This is a genomic window from Shewanella sp. 10N.286.52.A9 (genome assembly GCF_041468985.1).
Taxonomy (GTDB): domain Bacteria; phylum Pseudomonadota; class Gammaproteobacteria; order Enterobacterales; family Shewanellaceae; genus Shewanella; species Shewanella japonica.
In genome coordinates this window covers 132,941-153,799 of the sequence record NZ_JBFRJQ010000012.1, presented here as the reverse complement: position 1 = coordinate 153,799, position 20,859 = coordinate 132,941, and the positions used below count along the sequence as shown (strand labels likewise).

At 40.6% G+C, this 20,859-nt stretch carries 23 protein-coding genes and 1 tRNA gene; 6 read left to right on the top strand and 18 right to left on the bottom strand.

The window, feature by feature from the left end; genetic code table 11:
• Positions 1-2: 2 nt before the first annotated feature.
• The 10 genes from AB4128_RS11560 to AB4128_RS11515 all read right to left on the bottom strand — a co-directional run bounded on the left by AB4128_RS11560 (position 3) and on the right by AB4128_RS11515 (position 8,683).
• On the bottom strand, positions 3-1,115 hold the full coding sequence (locus AB4128_RS11560) for a flagellar basal body P-ring protein FlgI (protein ID WP_372037728.1): 1,113 nt from the start codon (positions 1,113-1,115) through the stop codon (positions 3-5).
• 10 nt (positions 1,116-1,125) lie between these two features.
• Positions 1,126-1,800 carry a flagellar basal body L-ring protein FlgH gene (flgH, locus tag AB4128_RS11555; RefSeq protein WP_055025043.1) on the bottom strand — a complete coding sequence of 225 codons (675 nt, stop codon included), beginning with the start codon at positions 1,798-1,800 and terminating at the stop codon, positions 1,126-1,128.
• 23 nt (positions 1,801-1,823) lie between these two features.
• Complete coding sequence (gene flgG, locus AB4128_RS11550; protein ID WP_055025044.1) at positions 1,824-2,612, bottom strand: flagellar basal-body rod protein FlgG; 789 nt, start codon at positions 2,610-2,612, stop codon at positions 1,824-1,826.
• A gap of 11 nt (positions 2,613-2,623) precedes the next feature.
• Complete coding sequence (gene flgF / locus AB4128_RS11545) at positions 2,624-3,367, bottom strand: flagellar basal-body rod protein FlgF (protein ID WP_065108537.1); 744 nt, start codon at positions 3,365-3,367, stop codon at positions 2,624-2,626.
• Between the two features lie 206 nt (positions 3,368-3,573).
• A complete protein-coding gene (gene flgE / locus AB4128_RS11540) occupies positions 3,574-4,938 on the bottom strand; it encodes a flagellar hook protein FlgE (protein ID WP_055025046.1) in 1,365 nt (454 codons plus the stop codon).
• A gap of 75 nt (positions 4,939-5,013) precedes the next feature.
• Positions 5,014-5,784, bottom strand: a complete 771-nt coding sequence (gene flgD / locus AB4128_RS11535) for a flagellar hook assembly protein FlgD (RefSeq protein WP_055025047.1) — start codon at positions 5,782-5,784, stop codon at positions 5,014-5,016.
• Between the two features lie 24 nt (positions 5,785-5,808).
• Entirely contained in the window at positions 5,809-6,225 is a 417-nt protein-coding gene (gene flgC, locus AB4128_RS11530; protein ID WP_055025048.1) for a flagellar basal body rod protein FlgC, read from the bottom strand.
• Positions 6,226-6,227: 2 nt separating this feature from the next.
• A complete protein-coding gene (flgB, locus tag AB4128_RS11525; protein WP_065108539.1) occupies positions 6,228-6,626 on the bottom strand; it encodes a flagellar basal body rod protein FlgB in 399 nt (132 codons plus the stop codon).
• Between the two features lie 149 nt (positions 6,627-6,775).
• The gene (locus AB4128_RS11520; RefSeq protein WP_055025050.1) at positions 6,776-7,609 is read right to left on the bottom strand and encodes a protein-glutamate O-methyltransferase CheR; all 834 of its coding nucleotides are present in this window, start codon (positions 7,607-7,609) and stop codon (positions 6,776-6,778) included.
• Positions 7,610-7,762: 153 nt separating this feature from the next.
• Positions 7,763-8,683, bottom strand: a complete 921-nt coding sequence (locus AB4128_RS11515; protein WP_055025051.1) for a chemotaxis protein CheV — start codon at positions 8,681-8,683, stop codon at positions 7,763-7,765.
• Positions 8,684-8,982: 299 nt separating this feature from the next.
• On the opposite strand from AB4128_RS11515, the gene flgA reads away from it, so the two are divergent.
• The 3 genes from flgA (at position 8,983) to AB4128_RS11500 (ending at position 10,614) form a co-directional block, all read left to right on the top strand.
• Positions 8,983-9,705, top strand: a complete 723-nt coding sequence (flgA, locus tag AB4128_RS11510; protein ID WP_080916258.1) for a flagellar basal body P-ring formation chaperone FlgA — start codon at positions 8,983-8,985, stop codon at positions 9,703-9,705.
• 72 nt (positions 9,706-9,777) lie between these two features.
• Positions 9,778-10,107 (top strand): flagellar biosynthesis anti-sigma factor FlgM, encoded by a 330-nt coding sequence (gene flgM / locus AB4128_RS11505; RefSeq protein ID WP_055025053.1) that lies wholly within the window; start codon positions 9,778-9,780, stop codon positions 10,105-10,107.
• A gap of 81 nt (positions 10,108-10,188) precedes the next feature.
• Positions 10,189-10,614: a flagella synthesis protein FlgN gene (locus tag AB4128_RS11500; protein ID WP_055025054.1), complete on the top strand. Its 426-nt coding sequence runs from the start codon at positions 10,189-10,191 to the stop codon at positions 10,612-10,614.
• A gap of 141 nt (positions 10,615-10,755) precedes the next feature.
• On the opposite strand, the gene AB4128_RS11495 is transcribed toward AB4128_RS11500, so the two are convergent.
• Positions 10,756-11,214: an LPP20 family lipoprotein gene (locus tag AB4128_RS11495; protein WP_065108543.1), complete on the bottom strand. Its 459-nt coding sequence runs from the start codon at positions 11,212-11,214 to the stop codon at positions 10,756-10,758.
• A complete protein-coding gene (locus tag AB4128_RS11490; RefSeq protein ID WP_055025056.1) occupies positions 11,211-11,918 on the bottom strand; it encodes a FlgO family outer membrane protein in 708 nt (235 codons plus the stop codon). Before AB4128_RS11490 ends, AB4128_RS11495 begins: the two co-directional genes overlap by 4 nt.
• 296 nt (positions 11,919-12,214) lie before the next feature.
• Here AB4128_RS11490 and AB4128_RS11485 point away from each other — a divergent pair, with 296 nt between their 5' ends.
• The 3 genes from AB4128_RS11485 to AB4128_RS11475 all read left to right on the top strand — a co-directional run bounded on the left by AB4128_RS11485 (position 12,215) and on the right by AB4128_RS11475 (position 16,140).
• Positions 12,215-13,396, top strand: coding sequence for a flagellar assembly protein T N-terminal domain-containing protein (locus AB4128_RS11485; RefSeq protein ID WP_372037723.1), 1,182 nt, complete (start codon positions 12,215-12,217; stop codon positions 13,394-13,396).
• A gap of 59 nt (positions 13,397-13,455) precedes the next feature.
• On the top strand, positions 13,456-15,939 hold the full coding sequence (locus AB4128_RS11480; protein ID WP_372037722.1) for a 6-hydroxymethylpterin diphosphokinase MptE-like protein: 2,484 nt from the start codon (positions 13,456-13,458) through the stop codon (positions 15,937-15,939).
• A 125-nt stretch (positions 15,940-16,064) separates the two neighbouring features.
• Positions 16,065-16,140: transfer RNA gene (locus AB4128_RS11475), tRNA-Arg, on the top strand.
• A gap of 67 nt (positions 16,141-16,207) precedes the next feature.
• Here AB4128_RS11475 and AB4128_RS11470 read toward each other — a convergent pair.
• The 6 genes from AB4128_RS11470 to AB4128_RS11445 form a co-directional block, all read right to left on the bottom strand.
• A complete protein-coding gene (locus AB4128_RS11470; protein ID WP_372037721.1) occupies positions 16,208-17,272 on the bottom strand; it encodes a putative sugar O-methyltransferase in 1,065 nt (354 codons plus the stop codon).
• A gap of 134 nt (positions 17,273-17,406) precedes the next feature.
• On the bottom strand, positions 17,407-18,444 hold the full coding sequence (pseI, locus tag AB4128_RS11465; RefSeq protein WP_372037720.1) for a pseudaminic acid synthase: 1,038 nt from the start codon (positions 18,442-18,444) through the stop codon (positions 17,407-17,409).
• The gene (locus AB4128_RS11460; RefSeq protein WP_055025067.1) at positions 18,437-18,670 is read right to left on the bottom strand and encodes an acyl carrier protein; all 234 of its coding nucleotides are present in this window, start codon (positions 18,668-18,670) and stop codon (positions 18,437-18,439) included. The genes pseI and AB4128_RS11460 overlap by 8 nt, the downstream gene beginning before the upstream one ends.
• Positions 18,671-18,683: 13 nt before the next feature.
• A complete protein-coding gene (locus AB4128_RS11455) occupies positions 18,684-19,607 on the bottom strand; it encodes a ketoacyl-ACP synthase III (protein ID WP_372037719.1) in 924 nt (307 codons plus the stop codon).
• Entirely contained in the window at positions 19,607-20,191 is a 585-nt protein-coding gene (locus tag AB4128_RS11450; protein WP_372037718.1) for a hypothetical protein, read from the bottom strand. The genes AB4128_RS11455 and AB4128_RS11450 overlap by 1 nt, the downstream gene beginning before the upstream one ends.
• Positions 20,192-20,206: 15 nt before the next feature.
• A complete protein-coding gene (locus AB4128_RS11445; protein ID WP_372037717.1) occupies positions 20,207-20,854 on the bottom strand; it encodes a NeuD/PglB/VioB family sugar acetyltransferase in 648 nt (215 codons plus the stop codon).
• Positions 20,855-20,859 lie beyond the last annotated feature (5 nt).

Here is a 20,859-nt window from a genome sequence, read left to right as displayed (position 1 = left end):
ATTTAGATGATGATAAGTTCACCATGCAAAGCGCCTGCCATCTTTAACGCTTCTAATATTGCAAGCACATCAGAAGGCGCTGCGCCAACCAGGTTTACTGCTCGTACTAGCTCATCTAATGTCGTACCTGGGTCAAACAAAAACATTCGACTGTCTTCTTCAGCAACATCAATGGTGCTATCTGTAGTGACAACCGTTTGACCATTTGCAAATGCATTTGGCTGCGAAACTTGCGTTGCTTCTGCAATGGTGACCGTTAATCCGCCATGCGTCACAGCTGCAGGCATTAAACGCACATTTTGGCCAACGACAATGGTGCCAGTGCGAGAGTTAACAATCACTTTCGCAGATTCATCAGCTATCTCGACTTCAACATTTTCTAATGTCGCTAAAAAAGAAACTCGCTGTGATGCATCACGAGGCGCACTGACTTGAATAGAGGTTGCATCTAACGCTCTTGCCATACCTGGACCTAAAAAGTCGTTAATTGCATCTGCCATACTTTTAGCGGTAGAAAAATCTGAACGACGTAGGTTAAAAGTTAGGTGATCCCCAGTCGCAAATGGACTCATCACACTGCGTTCAACAATCGCGCCACCAGGAATACGCCCAACTGTTGGCGTATTTTGAATCACTTGCGAACCATCTAGACCTTCTGCACTGAAACCACTGACCACTAGGCTGCCTTGCGCGATAGCGTAAACATTGCCATCAACCCCTTTTAAAAAGGTTTGCAGTAAAGTACCACCGCGTAAGCTTTTTGCTTCACCTAAACTCGATACGGTAATGTCAATATTTTGACCGGGCTTAATAAATGCTGGCATCTCTGCATGCACCGCTACCACCGCCGCATTCTTGGTTTTAGGGTTCACATTATCAGGTAAATTAATGCCAAAGTTTTTCAGCATGGTTCTGAATGTTTGTTCAGTGTATTTGGTTTTTTCACCTGTGCCTGGCAAACCAACCACAAGGCCATAACCAATCAGTTGGTTACTACGTACACCTTGAACGTTGGCAATATCTTTAATTCGCTGTGCTTGAACTGGCGCAGAAAATACCGATAATGCAACTGAGGCGGTAAGGGCAATCGAGATAAATAAAGATGAAATTTTCATGGCATACTCCTTAGAAAGGCCACCATTCGCTCATAAAGAATGAGCTTAACCACCCTACTTTTTGAACATCTGCAAATGTACCTGTTCCGCTATATTGAATGCGGGCATTGGCTACTCGAGTTGACTGAACTGTATTCTCAGGAGTGATATCTTGACTTCTTACCATGCCGGTAACACGAATAAATTCATCGCCATTGTTAATCGAAATCCATTTTTCACCACGGATAACCAAGTTGCCATTACTGAGCACTTGCATCACGTTAGCTGAGATACTGCCATCAAGGCTGTTTGATTGGTCAGCATCAGCTTCACGCTTGGTGTCCATCGCATCAGAATAACGTAAATCAAGTGGTACACCTTTAATCGTCACATTGCCGCCACCAGCATAGATAGGGTCAACACTCAAATTAGAGTCTTTTTTGATTTCGTTATTGGCGCTTTTTTTAGCTTGAGTCGATTCATTTAACAGCACTGTGATAATGTCACCGACTTTATGTGCTCGTATATCTGAATATAAGCTAGACGATTGATGGTCCATGTAAATCGACCCCGTCGACACCATTTTAGTTGGTGGTGCTTCTGGATACACTGGCGCATAAAATGGATCATCAGGTATAGGTTTTTGTTGCGTTGAACTACAACCGGCAATGAAAATAACGGATGCTAACGCTAGGTATTTATTCATAATCCAGTTCCTTTCAATAACAATTATAGGTTCTGAGTCACGTAAGACATCATCTGATCAACAGCTGATATCACTTTAGAGTTCATTTCGTAAATACGCTGACTTTGAATCAGGTTTACTAGCTCTTCAGTCACATTAACGTTTGATGTTTCTAATGCCCCTTGGCGAATAGCGCCTAGGCCATCTAAAGAAGCTGTTCCCTGAATAGGCGTTCCACTTGCGCCAGTTTCGGTATACAAGTTTTGCCCTAATGGATCTAACCCTGATGGATTAATGAAATCGCTCATGGCTAACTGTCCAACAACTGTGCTTTCTGTCGCGCCAGATAATTTTACTGATACTTCACCTTCGGCAGAGACTGTAATTGAAGTTGCATCATCAGGTATGGTGATTGACGGTTGCACGACATAACCAGAACCTGGAGTCACAATCTGGCCATTTTCATCTAAGCTAAATTGACCATTTCGGGTATAAGCAGCGGTGCCATCAGGCATCTCGACTTCAAAAAATCCAGGGCCTTCAATCATTAAATCTAACGAGTTATCAGTGGTTAACATGTTACCTTGGGTGAACATTTTTTGAGTTGCCACGACCTTAGTACCGGCACCAATGTTCAAACCATTCGGCAGCTTAGTATTATCAGCACTTATACCACCAGCTTGATTAACTGTTTGATATAGCAAGTCTTCGAATACTGCGCGGCTTTTTTTGTAGCCTACGGTGCTCGCATTCGCCACGTTATTAGAAATAACTGCAATATCGGTTTGTTGGGCATCTAAGCCTGTTTTACTGATCCATAAAGCGGGATGCATAATTATTACTCCTAACTAACTCTCATTAAGGATGATGAAGCACGGTCTAGCTCTTCGGCATTTTTCATCATCTTCACTTGCATTTCGTATTGACGCTGGATATCAATTAACGCCACCATTTCTGAAACAGCGTTAACATTACTGCCTTCAACAGCCCCTGTTTCGATATTCACATTAGGATCGTTCGGCGCATTTAAGCCCGAAGTCAGCCTAAATAACCCATCTTCACCACGCATCATTTCTTCATTTGATGGATTAACTAATTTAATTCGGGCCACTTCTTCAACCACATCCGCAGTTGCGCCCTGAGGTCTTACAGAAATAATGCCATCAGGCGAGATTTGAACTTTGTCGATTGGTAGCGGCAAAACTATCGGTCCAGCCTCTCCCATAACAGGGTTGCCTCGACCATTAGTTAATAAGCCTGTACTGTCAAAACTTAGACTACCGGAGCGGGTATACGCTTCACCGCCATCAGCACCTTGCACTGCAATCCAACCTTTATCTTTAATCGCAATGTCTAAATCACGACCCGTAGTTTTAATTGGGCCTGAACTAAAATTTTGCCCAGGGCTTTCAGTCATAGAAAAGACACGTGTCGGTAAGCCTTCCCCAAATGCTTGCATAGAGCGAGCTTGAGCCAAATCAGCTTTAAAACCATCGGTATTCGCATTGGCTAAATTATTGGCACGAACAGCCAAAGCATTCATATTTTGCTTTGCCCCACTCATGGCAACATACAGTAATTTGTCCATCTGCCGCTCCGTCAAACTTTTTACATAACTAAAGATATAACTAGAACTAGCAATGAGTGTGCCAATATATAAATTGTGAATAGAGAATGGCTAACTAAATGAAATGTATTTGAAAAGCAGGAAGTGAAAAGAAAAACAATAAAAGGCAAAAAATGAAAAGGCAAAGAGTTGCCGTTGCGGCAACTCTTTGTCAAAACAAGTCAAACTTATCGAATTTGAAGAATCGACTGATTTAACGTGTTATTCACTTCAAGTGTACGAGAGTTCGCTTGGAAGTTACGTTGTGCAGAAATCAAATCCACTAACTCAGTGGTCAAATCAACGTTAGATTGTTCAAGCGCCGATGAACGAATACTACCAAAGGTACCACTATTTGCTTCACCTGCTAGCGCTGGACCAGAATCTAAGCTGGCTTTCCAAGAAGTATTACCCACTTGGGTTAAACCTTGCTCGTTAGCAAAACGAACCAAAGCAACTCGAGCTAATGGTTCAGTCGAACCGTTACTGTAACTTGCTGTCACTAAGCCATCTTCGCCAATACCTACGTTAGTCAAACGACCGACGGTGGTACCATCTTGAGTTAACTCAGTCACTTCAAATGGAGATGCATATTGAGTTGGATTATTAAATCCAACGGTGACTTTTTGACTGCCATCAGCGCCAGGGCCTAATACGTTAGCACCATTAACACCCAGCTCAACAGTTTCAACTACCGCAGGATCTGAGCCTGTATATGCGCCCGCATCATTGAACTTTAATACCGAGCCTTTCCAGCCTGATGCATTTTCAGCAAATCTTGTCGTATCAGCAACACCGTCACCAGTCGTATCAGCGCCGTATGAACCACCATTTGCTTGGTCAAGGTCAACTTGTTTGCCATCTACAGCATAGAATGCAACCCAGTTACTTTCACCGGTATAAGCCCCTTCTGTCGGCTTAACAAAATAGGTGGTCATAATGTGCGATTCACCAAGTGAGTCATAAATCGTCACTGAAGTCGATTTATTAAACGTGTCAGGATCGTTTGGATCAAAGTTAGCAGGATCTAATGGCGTTTCACCCACATCAAGGTTCATCTGTAGGCCAATATTCTCAGTTTTCACTGGGCTACCTGCCGTATCAGGGATCTTAATTGGTTGAGTCGTCGTTAAACTAACCGAGGTAGAGTTACCGTCAGCATCGACAGGGAAACCTTGTAAATAGTTACCAGCAGAATCAGTCATGTAACTTTCTGAGTTAACTTTAAATGCGCCAGCACGAGTGAATGCGTGATCTTGAACTCCCACACCTGATGATGTCACAAAGAAACCACCGCCACTTATCGCCATATCTAAAGAGTTACTAGTAAACTGTAAACTGCCTTGCTGAAATTGCTGTGCAACCTGAGTCGTTGTCGCACCGCCACCAACAGCAGTTTTGCTGTTTGAGAAAATTGAATTAGCATATACGTCAGCAAACTCGGCACGAGATTCTTTAAAGCCTACGGTGTTAACGTTAGCAATGTTATTCGCAGTGGTATTGAGATCTTTTTGAGCTGCAGAAATACCACTCAAAGCAATGTTAAACGACATAATTCACCCCTTTCCTACTCATTCTGTTTGTTTTACTGACTGCCACAGCTGCCAGCTTTAAATTTGATAAGCTAATTAACTTTCAGTGACAGCTAAGACATCTGACAACTGAATACCACCAATACCACGTAGGTTTAATATTGCCCCTGTAGTGGTGTTACCCAGTGACACGCTCGTCACATGCGCATAGGTCGATACTGCTAAATCTTCTGATTTTCCATCAATTTTGCCGTTCGCTTTTATCGCGTAATTTCCTTCAGGAGCTGGATCGCCATTTTTATCTAGCCCATCCCATGACACATCAATGTTACCGCCAGCAGAGCCGTCAACTTCAAAGGTTTTAATGACTTGGCCACTTTCGTCTTCAATACTGACTGTTATCGTATCGATAGAAGTTGGTGTACTTATCACGCCATTGACTTCTGGACTATCTGACGATATGTGCCCCGTATCAGACGGAATTAACACTTTACGGCCTACTAAACTTGAAGCCTGCAGCGCCTGACTCGAACTCGTTAAGTTATTTAAGTTAAGAATTTCTTCATTCAACTTGGCAATACCGTCAACGGTTGAGAATGATGCCATTTGCGAAATCATTTGATCGTTTTCAACAGGCTTAAACGGATCTTGCATTGATAACTGTTGACTCAATAAAGCAAAGAAATCTGATTGAGTCAGTTCCTGGCTATTAGGTTCAGGTGTTTCTGGCTCTCCTTGTAAGGCCACACTGTCTAAAAATGCATTCCCTGTACTGGCTGTTTCTTGTGTATTGGATGCAATACCAGTACTACTAGCAGATTGAGTCTGTGGTAAAGACTGACTGCTGTAAGGATTAATGAGGCTCATCTTTTACCCCCCACAAAATTCATATTACTTACCCATACGAAGTGTTTGCTGCAGCATAGATTTTGCCGCATCAGCCACTTGGACATTCATTTGATAAGAACGAGAGGCTGAAATCATATCCGCCATCTCTTCCATCACATTGACATTCGGTTTGTAAATAAAGCCGTCACCATCAGCCATAGGATGATCAGGAGAAAACTCCTTTAATAACGGTTTATCACTTTCAACAATGCCCTTAACACTGACACTGTGAGAACTATTTTGCTCATGGCTTGCTTTGGCCATTTCGGCTTCAAAAATTGGATGGCGAGCCTTATAAGTCTGATCAACACTACTGGAAACTGAATCAGCATTGGCAATGTTACTGGCGGTAGTATTAAGTCGCACTGATTGTGCTGACATACCAGAACCCGACACATTAAAAATATTAAATAGACTCATGATTAATCACCTCTAATAGCTTTACGCATGCCTGAGAACTTGCTTTCAAGAAAACCCAGTGACATTTGATATTCCAAGGAGTTCTGCATAAAGGCCGCTTGTTCTTGTTGAGAATCAACGGTGTTACCATCACCTGTATCTGGTTGATTAGGCACTCTAAACTTTACGTTTTCCTGGCTTAACGCTTTCAAGTCGAAATGTTTGTCAGTTGTTTGACTCATCTGTAATCCACTTTGCTTAGCGCGTGCGCTGTTCATTGCTGCGGCAAAGTCGACATCTCGAGCTTTATAACCTGGCGTATTAGCATTGGCGATGTTGCTGGATAGCACTTCAGCCCGTTGTGCACGTATGCCCAAAGAGTATTGATGTATACCTAAACCATTTTCAAAATTAATCGCCATAAAATTGCCTCCACCAGCTAACTGACAGAATTAAAGCAAAGCTTATGCCAAAAAAATTAGATTATTAGAAATGAAATGATAAAAATGAAAATGCCAACGAATGCTGGCATTAATAAATAAAAATATTCAACTATTACAATAAATTATAGTTAACTCTTCTTCTGGTAATATATACCAGGGTTGCACCTAACCATATTGAACTCGTCCGTTAATCCCGAGATAGACTCTGACGCCCCTAAAAACAAAATACCGTTAGGGTTTAAAGCGGCAGCAAATTGCCGCAATATTTTTGCTTTTGCCTCTGGGGCAAAATAAATCAGAACATTACGGCAAAAAATAATATCAAACTTTCCTAAAAGGCTATAACTTTCAAGAAGATTGTGTGCCCTAAAGTTTACCAAACGCTTTACATTATCTTTTACTTTCATGTTACCGGAAGGCAAAGGATCAAAAAATTGGCGCTTACGCTCAGGTGATAACCCTCTAGCTAGGGCTAAACTATCGTATTCAGCATTTTTACAACGCTCAAGCATTGACGGAGATAAATCTGTCGCTTGAATGGTTGCATTACCAGGTAATGCGCCTGGTTTACGTTGCTGGTATTCCAAAATCGTCATCGCAAGCGAATAAGGCTCTTGCCCTGAAGAACAAGCAGCTGACCAAATTTTTAACGGTCTTCCTAAGCGACTGTATTCAGGTAATAACGCATTATTGAGCAACTCGAACGGATATTTGTCCCTAAACCACAAGGTCTCATTCGTTGTCATTGCATCAATGACTTCCGCCCTTAAATGCCTTTCCGTTGGCTTCATCGACCTTTTAACCACTTCTGATAATGACGGCAAATCATATTTACCCATCAAAGGAGCTAATCGGCTTCTTACTAAATATTGCTTGTTGTCACCTAATACAATGCCGCTGTGCTGTTCTAAAAAGAGCTTAAACTGATTATATTCTGCTTCAGCGAGTGATTTATTCGTCACATTTACATCCTATTATAAGAAATGACACTAGCGTCACTTCAGAGTGAACAGGTTACTTTTATTAACTTATCACGACTATCGACAAGCACAACGTATTGCTCACAATAACTGTCTGACTATCTATTTAATCATAGTCAGACTTATCAATATTGCTTATAAAATTAGGTGTTTATTTACAGCAGATGCTAATTCATCTGGATTAAACTTGGCGATAAAGTCATTGGCACCCACTTTCTCAACCATTGCTTGGTTAAATACACCACTAAGAGATGTATGAAGTACCACTTTAATGTCTTTCAACTTAGGATCGTCTCTAATTTCAGCCGTTAAGGTATAACCATCCATTTCTGGCATTTCGATATCCGAAATAATCAAAGGAATTTCGTCAGCAACATTATCCATCTCAGTCGCAATCGCTTTAAGCTTTTCTAGCGCATCTTTACCATCAATGGCGGTATCAATTTGCAAATTAAGCGACTCAAGCGAACGAATAATTTGTTTACGCGCCACTGCAGAATCATCAATGACCATGATGTGATAATGCTGGTCACGATCAATGGTTAACGCTTCATTAGCTTCTTCACTGATTTCAGTCTTAACAGGTGATATCTCGTCTAAGATTTTTTCAACATCTAAAATCTCAACCAATTCACCTTCGATTTCAGTTACCGCAGTTAAATAAGAGTTACGCCCAGCCCCTTGTGGTGGTGGCATAATCGATTCCCAGTTCATATTGATAATACGTTCAACTGAACTGACTAGGAACCCTTGAATACTTCGGTTGTATTCAGCAATGATAATAAAACAATTCTCTGTCGATGTAAGAGGACGCCCACCTGTTGCAGCACTCAAATCAATCACAGAGATGGTTGAACCACGGATATGGGCAATACCTTTAATCAGCGGACTCAAACGAGGTAATGTCGTTAACGGAGGACATTGCAGCACTTCTTTTACTTTAAATACGTTAATGCCAAAACGCTGACGTCCATTCAACTTAAATAGTAACAACTCTAATCTGTTTTGACCTACAAGCTGCGTACGTTTATTAACTGACTCAAGAATACTCGACATAACCCTGCCTTGTTTTATTTATACTGCCCCTAAGGACTTTATTACTTATGACTTAAAGCGACCATAAGCCATATTTGTCAAATTGTAGCATACGCTGCAATTATTTATGTCGCGATGACTATCGCATTTAGGTAATAGGCATACTTATTGCTTATTTAAACCGTATCGGTGCTTTCAAGCCAAAAAAGTCAAACTTATGACTCTTTATTTACCCGATAACCATTTATCCAAAATCAAAGCGTTGTTAGCTTAACTTAAAAGTATAGAGGTATTCTGGCCACCACCGCTAGAAACAAGATATGAAGAAAAACACATTACTGTTATTGCTCATTCTTTGCATTCATTTACCGGTTTTTGCCAGTGAACAAAGCACTATTACCTATACTTTATCGACCATCACCGAGCTAGCTAAAGAGACAGTTGCAAAAAAAATTGCAACCAGTCCAAATGCCAACCCCAATGCGAAAGTGAATATCATTCCCCAAAGCTTAGAAGGAAGGTTAACGCCACCCGCTTGTTACCCTCCTCTTTCTGTTGCTATGGCAAGCGACCGACCGATTAATCGAACCAATACCGTTAAAATTAGCTGCATCAGCCCAGACTACGATTACCCTTGGCAAATGTACTTATCGGTTAAAGTCGAAGTCATGTACCCCGTCGTCACCGCAATTGGCATCATTGAAAAAGGTGAGCTCATCACTCCTGAAGCCATCGAAATTAATTACGTTGACCAACACAGTATCCGAGGACAGTTTTTCTCAGACACAAGCAACATAATCGGCACCCGCTCTAAAAGACGTGTCGCAGCTAAAGCCCCATTGCTGAATAATAACCTATGTTTTGTCTGTAAGGGGGATTCGGTATCCATTTACGCAAAAACAAATAGCTTTGAAATAAAAACAGCTGGTGAAGCATTAAGAGATGGCAATATAGGCGATGCAATAAGAGTCAGAAATGCCAACTCAAACAGACGATTAGATGTCATTGTCACCGGAGTTGGCGAAGTTGAAGTTAGGATGTAAAATATTCCTAAAGTTTTTTCCAACAGGGTCGATAGCCTGTTAGGAAAACCATAAATTACGCTGGAGCCTAAAATGGCAATTGATATTAACAATCTTAAAACAGCATCACACACTCAGTTGCGTACTAATCGTGACTCAGGTGCTGCCCCAAAAGCTGCCGAGTCAGCTGGGCAACAGGCTGCACCTATTAAAAGTGATTCGGTCAGCATTACCTCGCAAGCACAGCAGCTGCAAGGAGCCCAAACTAACATGGCATCTTTACCTGAAATTGATCAAAGCAAAGTTGATGCAATAAAGTCAGCCATTTCAGAGGGACGTTATAAAGTCGACCCTGAAAAATTAGCGGCGAATATTGCAAGCTTTGAAGCTGACATGAGCGGACTAAATTTCGACCAAGAGTAGCGTCATACCTGCTCTTGGATAAACAATCATCATCGCATTACGCCTTGTCGTTATGATGTGGGTTTTTATAAAGAGTAAATTATGAATGAATTACTACAGCTGTTATCTTTTCAGCACGGCACTTTGTCGTCGCTGAAAAAACTTGTATCTGCAGAAAAGCAGGCCTTAGCAGATCAAGATGCCGACACCTTGCTAGCACTTGCACGCGAAAAAGTGGAGTGTTTGAATACGCTTCAACAAAATGATGAGAAATTAGCTAATCATCCAGATAAATCTTTGCTCAATTCAGAGCCTAAACTCATTGAGAAAGTCGCTGAAGCTAAAACCATTCTCGAAGAGTGTAAAGACATCAATAATCAAAATGCTAGCTTAATCGAACTGAATATCGCGAGCTTAAATCGCTTTTCTCAAGCCATGCAAATGAGTAGAAATGCCACCAGTTTAACTTATAACGACAAAGGCCGAACGTCGACAATTTCATCTTTGGGCCAAAACCTCAAAGCCTAAGTTAAGCTAATATCGATTTAAGCCATGTAAACAGTTCATCCTAGGTCAACTGCAATCTCTCCAATGGCAAAACAGCATCGCTAATGACCAACATAAAAAAACCGCCTTTATTGGCGGTTTTTATATCTGTCGAAATTTACATTAAAAGTATGTCACTTCTTTTACACGACGGGGGCGGTTTTGTTGCTGATAAAGATCCCACACCTGAGCAAAATCCAGCTCTAACTCAGTCACATACATATCACCCGCAGGATAGCTTTTTACTACTTTCGCGCCTTTAATCATTCCTGACACATTGGCAGAAACGGTTTCGTTATTGAGCATCCAGTCGCTCATTTGGCTATGAGCATCAATCTGTTGACCATATACCTGCTCTGCTAATTCTCGATATGCCGCGATTTTTGACGCTTGCATGGCCATTAGAACTTTATGTGACTGCTCTTTCGCAGGCTGAGTCGCTAAAGGCGCATAACCAATTGCAGTTAACTTAGGGAACTGATCTGGCGCTTCTGTTTCCCATTGCACATATTTATCATTACTTGCACAACCACTTATCGAGATTGCCAATAATGAAACCAATAGAACCACTAACTTATTCATAATTTCGCTCCCAATACTACGGCATTACCTTGACCAGACGCTTCATGGCGAAAAAGCAATCCATCTTGAAAAATGACTTGATTTGAAGGTGATAAATAGCCAGGTAAACTATTCATATTCACAAAAGTTTGTACTGCTGACACCACCCGATTATTAGTCACATTCACAATTCTTGCATTAAGAACTAAGCCCATTGGTGTGGTATCCATAGTCGAAACGACAACGTGAGAGACAGGCAAATCAGACGGAAGTAACTTCCAATCTCGACTTAAAATAAACTCGCCCTGCTCAGTTGAACGTAATGCATTCGCCACGTTTAAATCGACCAAGTTAAATTCATGACTATGAAAAGCGGCAACAAAACCTTGCTGTAACTGTAAGCCTAAAGCATCCGTTTTGCTGTAATCACTGGTATTAACCGGAGTGGTTACAAGTAAAGGTTGGTCAGAGCGTAAACTGTCATTTTGTAATACCAATTCATTTACGACTTTTTCAGCCAATATATTTACATGTGATTTAGGGGCTAGACCGGCTTTAGTAATGTCATATTGTAAAGGCGCAGGCTGCACTTCAGGTTCATCACTAAACCAAAAGCTAGTTTCAGTAGGCTTTTCTACATAAGCTAACTCATTTGTCGACACAGGCGGCTCGCTAGCGCAAGCAGCCGCTAGCAACGCAATGGGAAAAATGATTAAACGGCTCATGGCTTATTCCTTATTACAATGACGTCTCAGCATTGATGTGATGTTAGGTTCAGTAATGTTGCCACTAACAGGCTTTAGGCCCAATCAGAGCACACATTAAACACACTATAGATAATGTATCGACCACACATTCAAAACCTTTACCTTGAAATGAAGAATTTATCTCCATCTGTTCACTGCTAAAAGCTCATACAGGCATGGTTTTTGCTTTTATTATGATAATTAATTTAAGTCGTGCTAAACCGTCATAGAGTTGGCACCCTTTTTCTTCGATATTGTGAAAAGCGAACATGAACATGCCAAACGTTAGCTCTAAATATTTGACGATTATCATGCTGGTTATTCTTTCAGCTTGTTTCAGTCACTCTGTATTAGCGCAAAGAGTTGAAGTGTCAGGAAAAGCCAAAATTATTGACGGCAATATAGATAAAGCCCGCGAGGATGCGATTAATCAAGCATTAAACTATGCCAGCTTAAAAGCGGGTGTAAACTTTAATAGCCAGCAAAGTATTAATCAGGGCAACTTAACTCAAGATGCATTTCAAATAAAACGCATGGGTCAAGCTAACGATATTGAGCTCGTGTCTGAAATCATCAGCGCATCAGATATCACGGTTATGTTGCGGCTCAATCTTGAATCTAAACCCCAAGCACAGCAATGCCACAGCCAACAATTAAAAGCGGCAATAATGATCCCCCAAGCCATCATGCGTGACCGCTCACAACTTCGATACGGACAACTTGCTAACTTTGAACAAGCTTTATCACAGCAGTTTGGCAATTTATTAAATAATGGCTCTGACTACAGTTTTGCTCGTATGCACGCCGATGAGAAGCTTGACCATACCAACCAACTCATCAACTTCAAAGGCCAACGCATACCAAGCTGGCTTGGCGAAATAACCGACAGCCAATATATCTTACAACCGGAAATCCTCGATATTTCAACCGAGCCATACTCGAGTTCTTTATTTGGATTATGGGATGAGACACCTTTAAGACAAATTAATTTACGGTTTACCATGTTCCATGGCATTAGTGGTGAAAAAGTGTGGAGCAAAGACTATCAAGCAGAAGCTGAGTGGGATTTTGAACGAGATGAAACCGTTTCACCTTCAACCCAACGATTTTGGGGCTCAACTTATGGTCAAACTATGAATCAGCTTTTACAACAAAGCACTCAAGATATTGATAATTTACTAAATTGTCGACCTTTACTCGGTCAAATCGTTGCTAAGCAAGGTAATAGAATCATCATTAATTTAGGCCGTCGAAATAACGTCAAAATGGGTGATAACTTCCAAATCGTGTTACAACAAAATATTCCTGATAGAGTGAATTTAATGCGAGCTGTTGCGACTAAAAATAGAGCCACGGTCACAATAGAACAAGTTTCAGAAGAAAGCGCCACAGCCTTACTAGAAGGTATTGAAAGCTCTGGCAACATACAGATCCAAGATATTGTGATTAAGATTTAAAAATCAGTGAACGTGAATCGATAAAACATATACCAATAGACAAGAAGGTTTTACTTACAATGGCTACATCACAATCAGTTTTTAATAATCAGTTCGCCATTAGTCAATTTGATGAGTACTACTTGCCCTGCATCAACAGGAATACCTTTGAAAAAGAAGACTCTATAACCGCTTTTAAAAAGAAGTATAAACAGGATATTTTTAAGGAAGATACATTACACATCATTCTAGGTCTCGATTCTGGCTTATTGGTTAATTATATTCTTGAGTCTCCACAGGTAGCAGGAAGTAAATACATTTTTGTAGAGCTTCCAGAAGTCATGTCGATGTTAAATATTGATATACCAGAGGAGCAGCAACACTACCTTAAAGTGCTAAGTCTTGAAGAACTTAATGAACATATAGAATCGGGCGAAGATGATTTATTCCTTATAAAAGATCAAATCGCCATTACACTCTCATTAGCCGCCTCTGCAGGCGTGGTTGAAGAATATTCAGGCTACTACAGCCAAATTTATAAGTTAATAAAACAACAAACCACCTCACATAAAGCAAATTTTACTCAAAAGTCATTTTTTGTAGAACAATTTTTCAATGTTGTCGAAAATAACCAACCAGCTTCGATATTGAAAAATAAATTTGCAGGTAAAACTGCAATAGTGATTGGTGGTGGCCCATCACTTGATGAACATATTGATTGGATTAAAGCTAATTATGAACAGCTTTTCATTCTTACCGTATCAAGGTTCGCATCAAAGTTGTCTGCTGCTGGGATCCCAGCTCATATTATTGTTTCAGTAGATCCTCAAGATACAAGTTTTGAGGTTAACCGCGATATGATGCGCCTCGCAAATGAAAGCCTGTTTATTAACTCACATCATGTCAATCATCGAATCATTGCCCAGTGGAATGGAAAATCATTGTTCTTAGGCAATCGGTTCCCATGGGAAGAAACTAACAACATTCTTACCATTGGTCCTACGGTAACCAATAGCGCTATCAGAGTGGCAATTGAAATGGGCTTTAAACAAGTGCTTTTAAGCGGCGTTGATTTATGTCACTCCTCTGCAGGCGTCACTCATGCAAAAGGAAGCGTTGAAGCCAGTGCCGGAAGTAATAATAGTATTATTCATGAGTGGGTAGAAACCTACTCAGGTAGCATTGCTGAAACGCCAATTCAACTGATACATGCAGCACTCGCGCTAAAAGAAGAAGCTGAGACTTACCCTAATGTTGAAATCGTTAACCTATCTATAAATGCAGCTAAAATTCAAGGTATTACCCATATACCAAAAGAACAAGTTTCAATTGTTTCAGCTGATTGCAGTCCAAGTCAGTTACTCGAAATGGTTCCATCAGCTAGTGAAAACAAACAAGAAAAATTACAACGTATTCAAACTGAATTATCTGCTGCTAACGAGGCTTTTAAAGCAATAAGCAAGCTGGCTATCAAAGCCTTACACATTAATAATGAAGCTAAAAAGTTGAAACAGCACTCTGCAGCGTTTCAAGCTAAAGCGAGTGAAATCGATAAAGTTGAGCAAAAAATAAATAAGAAATTTCCAAAATATAATATGTCGATAAAGGTATTCGGATATTTTGAGTTTACGCAATTTCTGACAACAAAGAAGACTCAGGATTGGTCCTTTAAACAAATGAATTCGATGACTCATTTGTACTATAGTGCTTATCAAATCATTACTGAACAGCTTCAAGAGTTAACTGAGACCGCACTAGATATTGTCAAATTAAGACGTGAAGAAATAAGCGACGCACCATCAATAGAATTGATTACCGAAGGCTGGAAAAAGCACAACCAACCGGGACGAGTCAATATTTTTCAAGCAATGCTCGACAACACAGTCGCTAGCTCTTTGACACTAGATGAAAAATCCAAACTAAAATCAGCAAGTGACAGCTATCAAGATCAACTCACAAGCTTTGCTCATCCATACTTTTCGATGAAGAAAAAGAACCAAAATTTAGACAATACATTAGCCAAAATTCTAGATTTGAAACAACATAAGAATATCGATGGTTTAACACTACTCACTAACAATATAGAGCCATTAATTGCCAATGATAAGTTTGCACATAGGTTATTCCATCTCGCGTTGCATTATGTACATTTTTTAGAAAATAACTTTGATGCAGCTTTAGCTGCGTTACTGGAAATTGAACCCACAAGTAGAACTGAAGTCGAATTAAAGCAGCAGTTATTGCTGGCGCTTAAATTACACAAAATTGACTTAGCAGAAGAAACAATAACGTCTTTGGCTCAGTACAGTGACGAATATTACCCTCAGCATGCCCATATATTGTCCTTACAAGGTAAAAACCAGCAAGCATTGGATTTGTATTTAAATTATTTAGACAAATACCCTACTGACGAAAGTACATTGATTAAACTCGGCGTCTTTTTAGCAGGGCTTGGGCAAATCGAAGGGGCTAAATCAGCTTTCGATAATGTGATGCAAATCAATCCTGATAATGTCACCGCTAGAAACTACCTAAATCAGTTAGCAACAGGTAATGCATCTTAAAAGTCTATGATGTTGAAACTATGCGTTAGTTGACGATTAAAGGTCAACTAACTCAACTGCTTAACTATTAAGCATTTAAATTTGAAGCCTTTTAATCATATTAAAAGCTTGTATAATTGCCCTGTCTCCCTATAGCTCAACAGGATAGAGCAGTCGCCTCCTAAGCGATCGATCAGGGTTCGAGTCCTTGTGGGGAGACCATAACATCTTATTAAGATGCCAATAACTCCCCCCCTCTAACTCTTATGTGAACTTTACTTATAAAGACTTAACCCAAACTCTTGTGTTTATAGAGTCGCAATTCTGAATTAAATCCGTCTACCGTTTCAAACCCAAATGGATGAACATTCGTTGATACCAACTGATAATCAGGTAAAAAGGTATCGTAATCATCACCTTTAATTTGCTCTTTAACCCCTGCATGGCTGCCATCTGTTGCCAATTGTTTTCCTTCACGTAGATTTCGTAAAAGCACGTATTTACAGTTGAGTCTGGCAACATGTTCAAGATAGTTCTTAACAATATCAGGCTCCATTTCTTGAAAAGAAATAAAGTTAACGAGCAAGTCTAAATCGCCGCTCACCTGAGGCAATTGCCATGGACACAAAACGGCCCCTTTAAAGCGTTCAGAAAGGTTAGGTAAAGATGGTTCTTGCATCGATTTAACCGTTTGATAATCAGCAATATTATCTTTTCCAAAATGCGATTGGAGGTAGTAAGTCGAAAATAAGCAGGTCGGTGCAATATCAACATTCATATAGAATGTGTTGTTACGGCTATCGCTTAATAAAATCTCGCCGAGGGATCCAAAACCACCACCGATTTCAAGCACTGTATTAATTGGAACATCTTTAATTTGCTGTTTAAGGAAATTAAGACCCAATAAATAATTCAAACTAGAGCGACTAAACTTACGGTTTTCGAACTCAAAATGTTCAATTGGTGTACCTATCGAGCTTTCACTGAACTTATCAGTAAACGGCTGCTTGTTAGTCTCACTTGCTTTATACACTCTAAAATCACTTCTTGCATGGCTTTCACCCGACAAGAAATCCTGCATAGATAGAATTGCTTTTTGATCTCCAGCTAAATGAGCTTCGCAAACTCCGACCAGGTCTTGATACTTTTCAGGACGCGTCGCCCAACCATGAAATTTATAGGTTGGTACAAAAAACGATAATGCACTCTTAAGACTTCGGAAATTTTCAATACCATGAGTTTCAATATCTTGCTGCAAGCCATTAGCACCAAATTGCCAAAAGCTGGTTGGCAAATACTTGGAATCAACTTGCTTCATATCTTTACTGATTATTTCAATTTGTTCAGTCCACATGGAACATCACCCTTTCATTTTTTATTATTAACGTCCTGTTAAAGTTAACAAAAACAATAAATCAGGAAATATGTAAAATACATTTTAGCTAGTAGCCCATACACAACGACTCCATTGCGTTACGACCAGTTTCACTATTGTTGTAGAAAATCTTTTTTATCAAGATCTTCAGCCAATACTGGCTCACCAACATTGACGCTGCGAGTCAATGTTGCCCCAATTAAAGACTTCATATGCTTTGGATGTAAACCACTGCCATTACGCAAAACTTTAATATCCTCTTCACCTATCAGCTCACCGGCAGAGCGATCTCGGCAATAAAAAATTGAGCGGCGGCGAAGTTTATCTTGTTCAGACACACTGTAATTGACTTTACCTAAACATGATTCGACATTTCTGATCTGATTTACCATGTCACGAAACTCATCAGGCTCCATTGAAAAAGCAGAATCTGGGCCGCCATCATGTCTGTCTAATGTGAAGTGTTTTTCAATGATTCTGGCTCCCAGGCTCACAGCTGTCATCGGCACTAATGAGCCCATGGTGTGATCGGATAACCCAATCGGCACGTTAAACTTTTTCTGCATATCGGTGATCATATGAAGATTGGCATCGTTTAAGCTTGCGGGATATTGAGAGGTACATTTAAGTAAAGCAACATTAGTATTGCCTGCTTCGAAACAAGTCTTAAGCGCTAAATCAATGTCCTTATCATCCGCGACGCCAGTGGAAATAATCAGAGGTTTGCCTGTACGTGCGGCTTTATCAATGAGCGGAATGTGGTTAATTTCGAAAGAAGCAATTTTATAGTAAGGAACATTAAGTGTTTCAAGGAAATCCACCCCCTCAAGATCAAACGGACTTGAGAAAAACGCCATACCCAATTCGTTGGCAAGGGCTTGTAAAGGCTGATGCCATTCGTAGGGCAATGCGGCTTCTTGATAAAGACTCCACAAGGTACGTCCTTTCCACAAACCTGCTTTCCGTTTGCCAAAATAGTCATTATCGACATCTAGACATAACGATTCTGGACGGTATGTTTGAACTTTAACAATATCCGCTCCAGAATCAGCCATCGCCCTTACCGTGTCGCAAGCTCGTTGTAAGCTACCATTGTGATTGGCTGACAATTCGGCAATCACTAAGGCTCTTTTAGGTAACCAATCAGTCATTTAATTTACTAAAATAAGCGATTAAAGCGGCTGGGGAAGTTAACTCGTCAATCAGCTCATCAGGAACTTGATGACCTGTAAGCTGCTCAAGTTCGACAAATAAATTAAACATATCTAGGCTATCAAACCCTGCTTCTTCAAAGGTTTTATCAAGCACTAGACCTTCGGTATCAACCGCTGCACCTGACTCTTCTAAGGCTTTTTTTATTACGTCTAAATTGACCATGTTGGCCTCCTAATTATCTATACATTAATGCACTGGCCCACGAGAAGCCTACACCAAATCCACTTAGTACAATGTTATTCCATTCACTACTCATTGCATGTTTTTCTATCAAAAGAGGAATGGAAGAAGAAACCGTATTACCCGTGTCCTTCAGGTCTTTAATAAAGCGCTTTTTGTCCGTAAAACGCCGTGCAATGGTATCCACAATCGCGGCACTACCTTGGTGAATTAAAAAAGCATCCACTTCAGCCTCTGTTAATTCGCAAACGCCCAACAACTCTTTGATATGCTTAGGGACATTCATAGAAGCAAAGTTGAATACTTGTCGCCCATTCATCGACAAAATGCCTTCTTGAACTTGTAGGCTTTCTGCCCCCTCTCCGTCCGTGCCGAACAGGACAGGGCCCAGTTTGAATACAGGATTTTGTGAAATCCAACTCACAGTAGCAGCATCGCCAAATAACATGGAAGTGACTCTGTCAGAAGTATCAATAACCTTCGAATAAGGATCTGCTGTTATCAACAAAGCTTGTTTCATTCCAGCAGCTTGCAACAACCCTTTAATAATATAAAGGCCATACACATAGCCTGAACAGCCAAGTGATACATCAAAAGCGGCAATCGTTTTTGGTAGTCCCGCTTTTTGTTGCACTATTGCTGCGGTATGAGGCAGTTTTTCACCATCACCATTTTGAGTCACGACAATCAGAGCATCGATTTTTTCTTTATCAAAACTAGGCTGTTGCTTAACGAGCTGTTCAATGGCTGCGACACATAAATCAGAACATTCTTGATCTTCGGCCTTACGAGGCAACTTAACGGGGCCTAATTTAGACTCAACAAATTCAGCAGTTTCGCCAAAGTGACTACCTTGCTCTACATTATCAATTGAGGAGGTAGGGATATAGCTTGCAATAGCTTGAATACCGATTTCCATTATTGTCCCTCCACGATAAATCTAATTTGACCTAGCTTTACTCCGTCTAGCCACACTTCAGACACTGAAAATTTGCCATGTAGCATGGATTGAAGCTTTATTTCTGCGCTTTGATATTCTGTTGGTAAATTTTGTGTCAGGTTTAACTGGCCGAACAACCATTTCCCTTTGCTAAGAGGAGCAATTTGGTTATGCATTTTTTTGGTCAACGCAACAAGCACTTCAATACAGGTGTAATCGTCAACCGGTTTGTGCATCTTTATTGTTGCTGGTGATATTGTTAGTTCCGCATTAGCAACTAACTCATCTTCATCAAATTCATAACGGCCTTCAACAAGAGTATTTCCCTCAACCCACCAAAATGGAACTGTGTCACCATCACTGAGGCTAAATTTACCTGTTGCCACTACCGTGCCTGCTTCAGGTCTTTGGGTTGTTAACTCACATTGAAACCGTGCAAGCTTTCTAAAACTCAGTTGGCTCAACCTTGTGTTTTCAGGCATGTGTTGAGCGACATAATCAAGCGTAAACCGATAAAAATCAGTCCCGTGTAAGTAGTTTCGGTTACCTTTAAATTCAAACATATAACCACCTCTTATCTAGCTGACTCGACGGGCTGGATTCCCAAGCCATGTAGTGCCTTCGCCAGCATCTTTTAACAGCGCAGAGCCCGCTCCAATAACAGAAAAAGCTCCAAGGTTTAAACCATCACGTACTACGGCATTGGCAGCAACATGTACCCCTTCTTGCACGCAGGCATATCCACACAAACACACATTAGGACCAATATCGACATAATCAAAGATTTGTACATCATGCCCCACATTCGCTCCAGCTCGAACAAGCACATTACTGCCGATTTTAACCTGAGGTTGAATAGATACATTCGAGCAAATCACACTACCAGCACCAATTTGCGAATCAAAACCTATCATTGCACTCGGGTGAATTAAGGTCGCCATCCGCTTAGAAGGAATGCCCAGCGACTTTAATAAATCAGCCCTTTCTCGCATTTTCCCAACACTTAACAAAGCAAATACAAAGAGTACATCTTGGTCTAAGTCGCGCCACTGTGAAGGTTTCCCTAGCACTGGCCAATGAAACAGTAATTCATCAGTACTGTGATGATCATTAAGAAATCCGGCTAGCTCAATATCATCACCAGCGCGCTGCATATCCAGTATAATTTGCGCTAATACTGCCCCATTTCCGGCGCCACCAATGATAACGATTCGCTTTTTACCCATACAAT